The organism is Geodermatophilus sp. SYSU D00079 (assembly GCF_054050635.1).
On record NZ_JBJGZS010000034.1, the window covers coordinates 20,045 to 31,963 of the forward strand.

Sequence of the window (11,919 nt, forward strand, 5' to 3'; positions counted from 1 at the left end):
GGACCCATGGCGAACAACCGCGGCGTGACCTACCAGGGCCCGGGCAAGGTCGAGATCACCGACCTGGACTACCCGGAGCTCGTGCTCAAGGACGGCCCGGGTGTGCACCCGGACAACGTGGGCCGCCAGGTGCCCCACGGCGCCATCCTGAAGGTGCTCACCACCAACATCTGCGGCAGCGACCAGCACATGGTCCGCGGCCGCACCACCGCCCCCCACGGCCTGGTCCTGGGCCACGAGATCCTCGGCGAGGTCGTCGAGACCGGCCCCGGCGTGGAGTTCATCAAGACCGGCGACGTCTGCTCGGTGCCGTTCAACATCTCCTGCGGCCGCTGCCGCAACTGCAAGGAGGGCAAGACCGGCATCTGCCTGAACGTCAACCCCGACCGCCCCGGCTCGGCCTACGGCTACGTCGACATGGGTGGCTGGCAGGGCGGGCAGGCCGAGTACGTGATGGTCCCCTACGCGGACTGGAACCTGCTGCGCTTCCCCGACCGCGACCAGGCGATCGAGAAGATCCTCGACCTGACCATGCTGTCGGACATCTTCCCGACCGGGTACCACGGCGCCTACACCGCCGGCGTCACCACCGGGTCCACCGTCTACATCGCCGGCGCGGGCCCCGTGGGCCTGGCCGCCGCGGTCTCCGCCCAGCTGCTGGGCGCCGCCGTCGTCATCGTCGGCGACCTGAACGAGGACCGGCTGGCCGCCGCCCGCGCCTTCGGCTGCGAGACCGTCGACGTGTCCCAGGGCGACCCCAAGGACCAGATCGAGCAGATCCTCGGCGTCCCGGAGGTCGACTGCGGCGTCGACGCGGTGGGCTTCGAGGCCCGCGGCCACGGCTCCGGCGCCCAGAAGGAGGCGCCGGCGACGGTGCTCAACTCCCTCATGGAGGTCACCGCGGCCGGCGGCGCGCTGGGCATCCCCGGCCTGTACGTGACCGGCGACCCGGGCGGCATCGACGAGGCCGCCAAGGTCGGCGCCCTGTCGATCTCACTGGGCACCGGCTGGGCCAAGTCGCTGTCGTTCACCACCGGCCAGTGCCCGGTGATGCGCTACAACCGGCAGCTGATGATGGCGATCCTGCACGACAGGGTGCAGATCGCGAAGGCGGTCAACGCCACCGTGATCGGCCTGGACGACGCGCCGCGCGGCTACGCCGAGTTCGACTCCGGCGTCGCCAAGAAGTACGTCATCGACCCGCACAACGTCACCGGCAAGGCGGCCGCCTGAACGGCGACCAGCCCGTGACACCCGCGAGGGGCGGAGACGGTCGTCTCCGCCCCTCGCGGCGTCCCGCGTCGACGGCGCAGTCCCGGGTCCTCGTCCCCGTCCTGGTCCTCGTCGCCACCGTCGTGGCGGTGACCAGCAGCGTCGGCGCGCCGCTGATCCCCGCCGTGGCGGAGCTGTACGACGTGCCCCTGCACGTGGCGCAGTGGTCGCTCACCATGCCGCTGCTGGTCGGGGCGGTCGCGACGCCGGTCCTCGGCCGGCTCGGCGACGGGTCGCAGCGCCGCACCGTCGCGCTCACCGCCCTCGCCCTGGTGGTGGCCGGCGGCGTGCTCACCGCGCTGCCCCTGGGGCTGGGCTGGTTCCTCGCCGGGCGCGGGCTGCAGGGCTTCGGCCTCGGGCTGATGCCGCTGCTCATCGCGACCGCCCGCGAGGCGCTGCCGCAGGAGCGCTCCCGGCGCACGATCGCGGCCCTGTCGATCACCGTCGTCTCGGGCGTGGGCCTGGGGTTCCCGATCGCCGGGGCGATCACCACGTACGCCGGGGCGACGGCGGCCTTCTGGACGGCGACGGTGATCTCCGCCGTCGCGCTGGGCGCGGCCGCCCTGGTCCTGCCGGCGCCGGCCCCCGCGCCGCCGCGGCGGTTCGACCTGGCCGGCGCCGTGCTGTTGGGCCTCGGCCTGGGCGGCGCGCTGGTCACCCTCGCCGAAGGTGAGGCCTGGGGCTGGACCTCACCCCGGGTGCTGCTGGTGGCCGCCGGCTCGGCGGTCGCCCTGCTGGGGTGGGTCCTCGTCGCGCTGCGCAGCCGTGCCCCGCTGATCGACCTGCGGCTGGCCCGCGGCCGGCTGGCCGCCGCGGGGCACGTCTCGGTCATGCTGGTCAGCCTGGCCAACTACATGATGATGGGCTCGGTGCCCGTGCTCGCCCAGACGCCCGAGAGCAGCGGGTACGGCTTCGGCGCCACCGTGCTGGTGGCCGGGCTGGCGCTGCTGCCGTTCTCGCTGGCCGGGATGCTCGCGGGCCCGCTCTCCCGCCGGCTCGGCGATCGCCACGGTCCGCGGGTGGTCCTGCCCCTCGGCGCGCTGCTGGTGGCGGCCTCGCAGGTGCTCTTCGCCGTGTACCGCGACCAGCTGTGGGTGCTGTTCGTGGTCACCGCGGTCGCCGGGCTCGGCGTGAGCACGGTGTTCGCCGCGGCCCCGGGGCTGGTCGTCTCTGCCGTGCCGCCGCGGGAGACCGGCAGCGCCATGGCCCTGAACCAGGTGCTGCGCTACGCCGGGTTCTCCATCGGCAGCGCGCTGACCGCCACGGTCCTGGCGGCGGTGACCCCGGCCGGCGGGGGGCTGCCCCGCGGTGCCGGGTACACCGTCATCGGCGTCATCGCCGCCGGCACCTGCGTGGTCGCGGCCCTGGTGGTGGGGCTGCTCGCCGGGCGGGCGGGGGCTCAGCCGCCGAGCGTGGCGCCCCGGCCCAGCGGGGACACCGTCCGGGCGTAGACGTCGAGCCACCCGCAGCCGCGCGGCGCGGGCAGCGGCGGCAGCTCGGCCCGGCGCCGCTCGAGCTCCTCGTCGGGCACCTGCAGGTCGAGGGTCCGGGCGTCGACGTCCACCGAGACGACGTCGCCGTCCCGGACCAGCCCGAGCGGGCCGCCCACCGCACCTTCGGGGCTGACCTCGGCGACCACCAGGCCCTTGTTGACCAGCCCGGACATCTGCCCGTCGGTCACCACGACCACCTGGTCGCCGAGGCCGGCCCCGTCGAGGGCGAAGACGAACGCCGAGGTCAGCGCCATGCCCGGGGAACCGCGCAGGCCCAGCCCGCTGAGCACGACGACGTCGCCGGGCCGCACCTCGCCGGCGCGGATGCCGGCCAGCCCCTCCTCGCGGGAGGTGTAGACCTTCGCCGGTCCGGAGAACCGGTGCACGCCGTCGTCGGCGACGGTGCGCTTGACCACCGCCCCCTCCGGCGCGAGCGTCCCGCGGACGACGGTGATGCCGGGGTGGGTGGCCAGCGGTTCGCCGACCGGGCGGATGACGTCGGGGTCGGCCACGGTCGCCCCGCCCAGCACCTCGCCCAGCGTGCGCCCGTCGACGGTCGGCTGGTCGAGGTCCAGCAGCGGGCGCAACTGGTACAGCAGCGCCTGCGCTCCCCCGGCGGCCTCGAACTCGTCGATGCGCCGGTCGCCGTTGGGCTTCACCGCGGTGAGCAGCGGCACCTGCGGCGCCAGCTCCTCGAACAGCCCCATGACGTCGACGTCGCAGCCGGCCTCCACCGCGATCGCCTGCAGGTGCTTGACGCAGTTGACCGACCCGCTGATGGCCAGCACCGCGGTCACCGCGTTGCGAAACGCGCCGGGGGTCAGGACCTGCCGCGGCCGGAGGTCCTCGCGGACCAGCTCCACGATGCGCCGCCCGGCCCGCTCGGCGTCGGCGAACATCTTGTCGCTCAGCGCCAGGACGGGAGTGCTGCCGGGCATGGCCATGCCGAGCGCCTCGGTGGCGATGTGCATCGAGTTCGCCGTCCCCATGCCGGCGCAGACGCCGGGGCCGCTGACGGCGACCGAGGCCATCTCGGCGAGCTCCTCCACGGTCATGGCGCCGGTGGCGACGTGGCCGGCGTAGAGGAAGACGTCCTCGAAGTCGACGTGCTCGCCCCGGTAGACCCCGGAGGGCTGGTAGCCGCAGCCCACGACGATGGTGGGGACGTCCAGCCGGCCGGCGGCCATGAGCTGCCCGGGGGTGGTCTTGTCGCAGGAGGCGAGGGTGACCATCCCGTCGAGCTGGGCGCCCTCGACCGCCACCTCGATGTCGCTGGCGATGAGGTCGCGGCTGGGGAGGATGTAGCGGCCCTGCGCCCCGGCGCTGGTGATGGCGTCGCTGGGCGCGGCGGTGCGCACCTCGAACGGCACGCCCCCGGCCGCGCGGACGGCCGCCATCAGCGGCGGGACGACGTCGTCGAGGTGGCTGAAGCAGCTGGCCAGCTTCGACGAGCTGTTGACGATCGCGATCTTGGGCTTGTCCATGTCCTCCTCGGACAGCCCCAGCGCGGTCCACTGGGCCCGGCGCATCGCCCACGGCGTCCCGCCGACCGGGAAGTTGCTGCGCAGCCGGGCCATCACGCCTCCCCGCGGCCGAGGAAGACCCCGCCGAGCTCCAGCCGGCGCTGCAGCTCGGGCACCGGCACGTCGCGGACGGCCAGCCCGCCGGTGAGGGCGAGGTCGGCGGCGACGCCGACGGCCTCCCCCATGGCGAAGCAGGGTCCGGTGACCCGCGCCGAGGACTGCCCGCCCTGGGTCATCGAGGCGCACCGGCCGGCGACGAAGAGGTTGTCCACCCCCTGCGGCACGACCATCCGATAGGGCAGCTGGTTGTAGCCGCGGGGGTCCGCACCGCGCTGCCAGCGGAACTCCACGGTGCCGGCGACGTGCGCCTCCACCGGCCAGCCGTTGACGCCGATGGCGTCGTCGAAGTCGGCGCAGTCCAGGACGTCGTCCTCGGTGAGCCGGTACTCGCCGAACACCCGGCGGGTCTCGCGGATGCCGATCTGCGGGGCGATGTCGACGATGTAGGAGTCGCCGAAGCCCGGCGTGCGGTGCTTGATGAAGTCGAAGGCCTCGAACGCCTGCCGGCGGCCCTGCAGCTCGCCGTGGGTGAGCTGCTCGACGTCGGTGCCGTCGACCGCGCTGCCGTCGGGGTTGGACAGCTGGGTGAGGTTGGCCCGCCACTCCAGCGGGTTGCGCTGCGGCCGGACGATCGGCTTCTTGCGCGGGAAGCGGTGCGTGCCGGCCGCCTCCGCCTCGTTCATCAGCCGCTCCACGGTGCGCCACGGGGCGTCGCCGGCAGCGGCGACGTCGACGGCGTTGATGCGGAACATCAGCGACGGGTAGAGCAGGTGCGGCGCCTTCTCGAACGGCACCCCGGCCCAGGCGGCGACGTCGGCGTCCCCGGAGGCGTCGACGAACACCCGCCCCCGGATCGCCGCCCGCCCCGACTTGGTCTCGATGAGCACCGCGTCGATCGTCGCGTCGTCGGCCATGACCACCCCGACGGCGGTGGCGTGGAACAGCAGCCTCGCACCGGAGTCGACGACCAGCTCGTCGGCGGCCAGCTTGTAGCTGGAGATGTCGAAGGCCTGGGCGAGGATGCCGTCGTTGATGGTCAGGTGCGGGGTGTTGAGCCCGTCGAGCTTGGTGAGCCGCTCGAGCAGCTCGTCGGCGAGGCCGTGGACGACCTGCCGGTGCTCGCCGTGGACCTTGGCGTGCAGGCCGCAGAAGGTGGACAGCCCGCCCATGGTGCCGGCGCCGCCGAGGAAGCCGTAGCGCTCCAGCAGGATCGTCGAGCGCCCGGCGCGGGCGGCGGCGGCCGCGGCCATGAGGCCCGCCGGGCCCCCGCCGACGACGACGACGTCGAACTCGCCGTGCACCGGCGTCTCGCGGGCCGGCTCGTGCACGGTGCTCACGCCGGGGCCCCCGCGGAGACGTGGAGCGACGGCGGGGCGTCTGCGTGGGGGTGGCTCATCGGGTGCCTTCCTGGTGGAGCGGGGACGGGCCGGTCGGCGGGTCCTGGACGAGGGCGACCGCGGGGGGCCCACCGCGCGGCCCGAAGGTCTCGGCGACGGCGGAGACGCCGGCGTTGCGCGCCCCGGCGACGACGACCAGCAGCGCCTCCGGGGAGTTGAGCACCGGGACGACGTCCTCGGGGGCGCCGTCGGCCGAGCCGGGCACCGCGTCGGGGTGGCCGGCCGGCAGCCGCCAGCGGGTCTCCCGGGACACCGCGTCCTTGCCGACCTCCGCCAACCGCGCGCGGGGGTTGACGGCGTGCTCGTACACGAACTGCCGGACGTCGTCCTTGGACCACCCCGCGCCGGCGAACACGTGCGCGTGCTCGGGGCCGAGGACGAGGCAGCCGCTGATCGTCTCGTGCACCAGGGCGCCGGTGCGGGCCAGCGTGCCGGCCAGGTCGCGGCCGAGCTGCTCGGGGTCGGTGGTGTGCCGGGCCTCGATGTGGATGACCGAGCGCACCAGCATGGAGGTCACCGTGCTCGCCCCGGCGGCGAAGCCGTGGTCGGCGGGGAGGGGCGCCCAGGGGCTGTCCTCCTCGTTCTCGGCGATGCAGCACGTGTACTTCGCCGGCGTGCCCTGGGTGGCCTGGTCCAGCTCGTGCGGGTGCAGGCCGAAGACGTTGATCGCGGTGAGCCGGACGGCGCGGCCGATGGTCGCGTTGGCCCGGAAGCCGGAGCCGAAGACGTTGCCGCGGCCGTTGAGCCCGATCCGCTCCCGCACGGGGCCGTTGACCAGGAGCATCGGGGCGGTGCCGGTGGTGCTCTGCCAGATGCCCTTGCCCGCGTAGCCCTCGGCGGTCAGCGCCTCCCAGGCGGCCAGCACCACCGGGAAGTACTCCGGCAGACAGCCGGCCATGGCCGCGTTGATCGCTGCGGAGCGCACCGTGCAGGAGCGGTCCAGGTGCGGCATCCGGAAGACGACGTCGCCGGGGTCGCGGGCGGTCTGCGCCAGGAACCCGGCCAGCACCGACTCGGTGACCGGCATGACCGGCAGGCCGTCGGTCCAGCGCTGGGCGGCGTAGAACTCCTGGACGCCGCGCAGCGCGGCGGCGTCGATGCGGGGCAGTTCCCCTGGGGGCGCCTCGCGGGTTCCCAGCTGGCTCACGGTCCTCCTCCGACCCGGCGCCATCGTGTGCGGGATCCGCACAGGCGCGCTCTGTGCGCACAACCGTACCGACAGACCGGGCCGGGTCAAGGCCACCGCGGACCGCACCCCCCGGTTGACAGCCGTGTGACGCCCGCCATAGCGTTCGTGCGGCAAGAGAACGAGTGCGCGCATGCCGCACACCCTCGCTCTCGCGGCGACCTCTCCCCTCCGGCGCCGCGCCCGTACCGGCTCAGTCCCCGCCGTCCCCGACCGTCCCCGAGGAGAGCCCGATGTCCCGACCCGCCCTGCGCCCCACCCCGCGCCGCCGCCCGCGGTGGCAGGTGGCGCTCGCCGCCGCCAGCGCGGCGACCCTGCTGGCCGCCTGCGGCGGCGGGGACGACGAGGCGTCCGGCAGCGGCGGCGGCAGCGGCAGTGGCGGGGGGAACGGCGAGCTGCAGGAGGTCACCTTCCTCAACATCCTCCCGCTGGAGAGCCTGACCTTCACCCCCGAGCTGGTCGCCTCCTCGTGCGGCTACTTCGAGGAGCAGGGCCTCGACGTCACCTTCGAGACCACGCAGGGCTCCTCGCAGGCCATCCAGACGGTGCTGGCCGGCAGCGCGCTGATCACCCGCGTCGGCGACATGGAGACGATGCTGGCCATCGGCGAGCGGGACGCGCCGCTGGTGAACGTCGGCCAGATCAACAAGACCGGCACCATCCGGTTCATCTCCGCCGAGTCCGACCCGCTGGAGTCGCCGGCCGACATCGAGGGCCGGCTCATGGGGACGCCGTCGGAGGGCGGCACCAGCGAGATCATCCTCAAGCTCACCGCCGCCACCGCCGGCATCCCGCAGGACGAGGTGCAGACCCAGGTGGTCGGCCTCGCCCCGGGCGTCTTCGACCTGGTCACCTCCGGCCGCATCGGCGGCTACATCGTCTCCCTCGACACCGCCGTGGCCCTGCAGGAGCAGCAGCCCGACGCCGTCGTCTACGCGCCCTCCGACGACGTCCAGAGCGGCGGCCAGGTCTACGTCACCTCCCAGGACCAGGCCGACGACCCCGAGACCCAGGAGCAGCTGCGCGCCTACCTGGCCGCGATCAAGGCCGCCGTGCAGTTCGTCGCCGAGGACCAGGCCAACGACTTCGCCGAGACGATCGAGTGCCTGTCGGGCTACGACATCCCCACCCTCGAGGACCCCGAGGTCGGCAAGGCCGCGCTCACCCAGTACGTGGAGTCCTGGACCGCGGCCGGGGACGCCGAGATCGCCCGCACCGTCCCCGAGCAGTGGCAGACCGTCTACGAGGAGATGTCCAGCTCGGGCTTCGTGCCGGAGGGCCTGGACCCGGCCGAGTGGTTCACCAACGACTTCGCCCCGGCACCGTGAGCGCCGCGGCCGTGAGCACGCACCCCGCCCCATCCCGGGAGGACGGCATGACCATCTCCGCACCCGCCCACAGCGCTCCGCCGGCGCCGGCCGGCGCCCCGGCCCAGCTGGAGGTCACCGGCGTCGACAAGGTCTACCAGGCCCGGCGGGGTGAGGTGCACGCGCTCAGCGACGTGAACCTCTCCATCGCCCGCGGCGAGTTCATCTCGCTGGTCGGCCGGTCCGGCTGCGGGAAGACCACCCTGCTGCGCATCCTCGCCGGGCTGCTCCCGCCGAGCTCGGGCACGGTCACCGCCGACGGCGCGAGCATCTGGCGCGGCGGCAAGCGCAACGACGAGGCCTTCGCCCAGTTCGGCCTGGTGTTCCAGGACGCCAACCTGTTCCCCTGGTACACGATCGCCGACAACATCGCGCTGCCGCTGAAGCTGCGCGGGGTCGGCAAGAAGGCCCGCCGCGCCCGCGCCGCGGAGCTGTGCGAGCTGGTGGGCCTGCCCGGCTTCGAGAACGCCTACCCCCGGGAGCTGTCCGGCGGCATGCGCCAGCGCGCCGCCATCGCCCGGGCCCTCAGCTACGACCCGAAGATCCTGCTGATGGACGAGCCGTTCGGCGCCCTCGACGCGCTCACCCGCGACAAGATGAACCTCGAGCTGCAGTCCATCCACGCGCAGGCTGGCGCGACCGTGGTGTTCGTGACCCACTCCATCAACGAGGCCGTCTTCCTGGCCGACCGCGTCGTGCTGCTCACGCCGCGGCCCGGGCGCATCCGGTCGGTCACCCCCGTCCCGCTCGCGCGCCCCCGCTCCCTGGAGACCGAGACCAGCCCCGAGTTCCAGACGATCGTCCGCGGACTCCGACACGAACTGGACGAGGAATGACCACGACCGCGCACGCCCCCGAGGAGACCGCCGGCGGCACCGGGACCCCCCCGGTCCGGCGCCGCCGCCACGCCGGTGACCGCGACGGGCTGATGAGGGTCCTGCCGCTGATCTCCACCCCGATCCTGCTGCTGCTGCTCATCGGCGGCTGGCAGTTCGCCGTCTCGGTGCTGGGGGTCTCGGAGTTCATCCTGCCCGCGCCGCTGGACGTCTGGCGGTCGCTGGTCGGCCTGGTCACCGGCGGCGAGATCTGGACCGACGTCTGGATCACCCTCTACGAGGTGCTCCTCGGCTTCGTCATCGCGCTGGTGACGGGCACCGCCGTCGGCGCCGTCCTCGGCCGGGTGGTGTGGCTCGAGCGGGCCGTGCAGCCGGCGCTGGTGGCGCTGCAGGTGGTCCCGAAGGTCGCGTTCATCCCGATCTTCGTCATCTGGTTCGGCTTCGGGACGACGTCGAAGGTCATCATGGCCGCGATCCTGGCGTTCTTCCCGATCATGCTGAACGTGATGCTCGGCGTCCGGTCGGTCGACCGCGGCCACCGCGACGTGATGCGCGGGCTGGGGGCCAGCCGGTGGGCGACGTTCCGGGACCTGGAGTTCCCCAGCACGCTGCCCTACATCTTCGCCGGGGCCGAGGTCGGCATCGTGTTCGCGGTGATCGGCGCGATCGTCGGGGAGTACCTGGGCGGCAGCGAGGGCCTGGGCCACCTGGTGGTGCGCAGCCTCAACGCGCTCGACGCCCCGCAGCTGTTCGCGGTGATCGTGCTGCTGGCGCTCATGGGCTCGCTGCTCTACGCGGCGGTCACGCTCACCAAGCGGCTGATGATCCCGTGGCACGACTCGGTGGCGGGCGTCAGCCCGTGAGCCCGTTGCGCAGCAACCTGCAGGAGGGCAGCTCCCGCTGGGCGGTGCGCCGGGCCCAGTGGCGGGCGCTGGGCATCGCCGACGAGGACATGACCAAGCCCAAGGTCGCGATCGTCAACTCCTCGTCGGACCTCGCGATCTGCTTCAGCCACCTCGACGGCCTGGTCGGCCCGCTCAAGGAGGCGATCCGGGCCGCCGGCGGGCTGCCGTTCGAGGTGCGGACGGCGGCGCCGAGCGACTTCATCACCTCCGCCGGCCGCGACGGGCGCTACATCCTGCCCAGCCGCGACCTGATCGTGAACGACGTCGAGGTGGCGGTGGAGGGCGCCCAGCTCGACGGGATGGTGACCCTCGCCTCCTGCGACAAGACCGCCCCCGCGCACCTGATGGCCGCCGCCCGCCTCGACGTCCCGACGATCGTGGTGGGCTGCGGCTACCAGCCCAGCGGCGACTACCGCGGCGAGCACGTCGACATCGAAGAGGTCTTCCTGGCCGCGGGCTCGGTCGCGGCCGGCCGGATGACCCTGGAGCACCTGTGCGGGATGAGCGACAACGCGATCCGCGGCCCCGGCGTCTGCGCCGGCCTCGGCACGGCGAACACCATGCACATGGCCTGCGAGGCGCTGGGCATGTCGCTGACCGGCACCACGCCGGTGCTGGCCAACAGCCTGGCCATGTGGGACGGCGTGCGGCGGGCCGGGGAACGGATCGTCGCGCTGGTCACCGAGGGGCTGCGCCCGCGCCAGGTGATGACGGCGGCGGCCTTCCGCAACGCGGTGACGGTCATGCTCGCGATCAGCGCCTCGGTCAACTCGATCAAGCACCTGCAGGCGGTGGCGCACGAGGCCGGGGTGGACGTCGACGTGCCCGGCCTGTTCGCCGAGCTCGCCGACCGGGTGCCGCTGCTGTGCGCCGTCCGCCCCAACGGCCCGGCGTTCATCGAGGACCTCGAGCGAGCCGGCGGCACGCGGGCGGTGCTGGCGCAGTTGCGGGACCTCCTCGACCTCGACGTCCCCACGGTCGACGGCGGCACCCTCGGGGAGGTGCTGGCCGGCGTGACCGTGGCCGACGAGGAGGTGGTCCGCCCGGCCGAGCGCCCCTTCGGCACCCGTCCGACGATCGTCGTGGTCCGCGGCTCGCTGGCCCCCGGCGGCGCGGTGGTGAAGCGGCCGGTCGACGACCGCGGCAACCGCCGCTTCGAGGGGACGGCGCTGTGCTACTCCTCCCGCGACGAGGCGCTGGCCGGCCTGCAGCGGGGCGAGGTCTCCCCCGGCACGGTGCTGGTCGTCCGCGGCCTGGGCGTCGTGGGCGGCCCGGGCATGGCGCTGGGCTCGGCGGTCGTGTTCGCGCTGGAGGGCGCGGGCCTGGGCGACAGCGTCGCGGTGGTCACCGACGGGCAGATGTCCGGCCTGGTCAACGTGGGCACCGTCGTCGGCGAGGTCACGCCGGAGGCGGCCGTGGGCGGCCCGCTGGCGCTCGTGGAGGACGGCGACCGCATCGTCATCGACGTCGACCGGCGCACCGTCGACCTCGACGTCCCCGACGACGTGCTCGCCGCCCGCCGGGACCGGCTGGGCACCCCCGACCCGGGCCCGGACCACGGGTGGCTGTCGGCCTACCGCCGGCTGGTCTCCCCCGTCCCCGAGGGCGCGGTGCTCACCGCCCCCGCCCCCGGCCGCGGCAGCGTGGAGGAGGACCGGTGAGCTGGGTCGAGGAGCCCGGGCGGCGCACCGCCGTCCTCGGCGAGTACGAGGTCGTGGTGCTCGGCGGCGGGCCGGCCGGCGTCATGGCCGCGGCCGCCGCCGCCCGCGCCGGGGGGGGGGGGGGGGGGGGGGGGGGGGGGGGGGGGGGGGGGGGGGGGGGGGGGGGGGGGGGCGGGGGGGGGGGGGGGGGGCCGGCGCGCGCCGCCGAGCGCCGCGCTC

At 74.4% G+C, this 11,919-nt stretch carries 9 protein-coding genes; 6 read left to right on the forward strand and 3 right to left on the reverse strand.

Annotated features, from left to right (window positions below; translation table 11 throughout):
- Positions 1 to 6 precede the first annotated feature (6 nt).
- Positions 7 to 1,233, forward strand: coding sequence for a formaldehyde dehydrogenase, glutathione-independent (gene fdhA, locus ACI79E_RS20420; RefSeq protein ID WP_456934405.1), 1,227 nt, complete (start codon positions 7 to 9; stop codon positions 1,231 to 1,233).
- A gap of 101 nt (positions 1,234 to 1,334) precedes the next feature.
- Positions 1,335 to 2,723: an MFS transporter gene (locus ACI79E_RS20425; RefSeq protein WP_456934413.1), complete on the forward strand. Its 1,389-nt coding sequence runs from the start codon at positions 1,335 to 1,337 to the stop codon at positions 2,721 to 2,723.
- On the opposite strand, the gene ilvD (ACI79E_RS20430) is transcribed toward ACI79E_RS20425, so the two are convergent.
- The 3 genes from ilvD (ACI79E_RS20430) to ACI79E_RS20440 are packed head-to-tail and all read right to left on the reverse strand — an operon-like array spanning position 2,672 to position 6,892.
- Positions 2,672 to 4,342 carry a dihydroxy-acid dehydratase gene (gene ilvD, locus ACI79E_RS20430; RefSeq protein ID WP_456934406.1) on the reverse strand — a complete coding sequence of 557 codons (1,671 nt, stop codon included), beginning with the start codon at positions 4,340 to 4,342 and terminating at the stop codon, positions 2,672 to 2,674. The genes ACI79E_RS20425 and ilvD (ACI79E_RS20430) overlap by 52 nt on opposite strands.
- Positions 4,342 to 5,685: an FAD-dependent oxidoreductase gene (locus ACI79E_RS20435; protein WP_456934407.1), complete on the reverse strand. Its 1,344-nt coding sequence runs from the start codon at positions 5,683 to 5,685 to the stop codon at positions 4,342 to 4,344. Before ACI79E_RS20435 ends, ilvD (ACI79E_RS20430) begins: the two co-directional genes overlap by 1 nt.
- Before the next feature lie 55 nt (positions 5,686 to 5,740).
- Positions 5,741 to 6,892 (reverse strand): hypothetical protein, encoded by a 1,152-nt coding sequence (locus ACI79E_RS20440; protein ID WP_456934408.1) that lies wholly within the window; start codon positions 6,890 to 6,892, stop codon positions 5,741 to 5,743.
- Between the two features lie 272 nt (positions 6,893 to 7,164).
- Here ACI79E_RS20440 and ACI79E_RS20445 point away from each other — a divergent pair, with 272 nt between their 5' ends.
- From ACI79E_RS20445 to ilvD (ACI79E_RS20460), 4 genes are read left to right on the forward strand one after another with little or no spacing between them, the layout of a single operon-like run.
- Positions 7,165 to 8,259, forward strand: a complete 1,095-nt coding sequence (locus ACI79E_RS20445) for an ABC transporter substrate-binding protein (RefSeq protein ID WP_456934409.1) — start codon at positions 7,165 to 7,167, stop codon at positions 8,257 to 8,259.
- A gap of 47 nt (positions 8,260 to 8,306) precedes the next feature.
- Entirely contained in the window at positions 8,307 to 9,134 is an 828-nt protein-coding gene (locus ACI79E_RS20450; RefSeq protein ID WP_456934410.1) for an ABC transporter ATP-binding protein, read from the forward strand.
- A complete protein-coding gene (locus tag ACI79E_RS20455; protein ID WP_456934411.1) occupies positions 9,131 to 9,997 on the forward strand; it encodes an ABC transporter permease in 867 nt (288 codons plus the stop codon). Before ACI79E_RS20450 ends, ACI79E_RS20455 begins: the two co-directional genes overlap by 4 nt.
- A complete protein-coding gene (gene ilvD / locus ACI79E_RS20460) occupies positions 9,994 to 11,700 on the forward strand; it encodes a dihydroxy-acid dehydratase (RefSeq protein ID WP_456934412.1) in 1,707 nt (568 codons plus the stop codon). The genes ACI79E_RS20455 and ilvD (ACI79E_RS20460) overlap by 4 nt, the downstream gene beginning before the upstream one ends.
- Positions 11,701 to 11,919: the final 219 nt, after the last annotated feature.

Bases quoted from the DNA above. Each gene is read 5' to 3' on its own strand.
- fdhA (WP_456934405.1), top strand. From the start codon at position 7: ATGGCGAACAACCGCGGCGTGACCTACCAGGGCCCGGGCAAGGTCGAG.
- ilvD (WP_456934406.1), bottom strand. From the start codon at position 4,342: ATGGCCCGGCTGCGCAGCAACTTCCCGGTCGGCGGGACGCCGTGGGCG.
- ACI79E_RS20445 (WP_456934409.1), top strand. From the start codon at position 7,165: ATGTCCCGACCCGCCCTGCGCCCCACCCCGCGCCGCCGCCCGCGGTGG.
- ACI79E_RS20450 (WP_456934410.1), top strand. From the start codon at position 8,307: ATGACCATCTCCGCACCCGCCCACAGCGCTCCGCCGGCGCCGGCCGGC.
- ACI79E_RS20455 (WP_456934411.1), top strand. From the start codon at position 9,131: ATGACCACGACCGCGCACGCCCCCGAGGAGACCGCCGGCGGCACCGGG.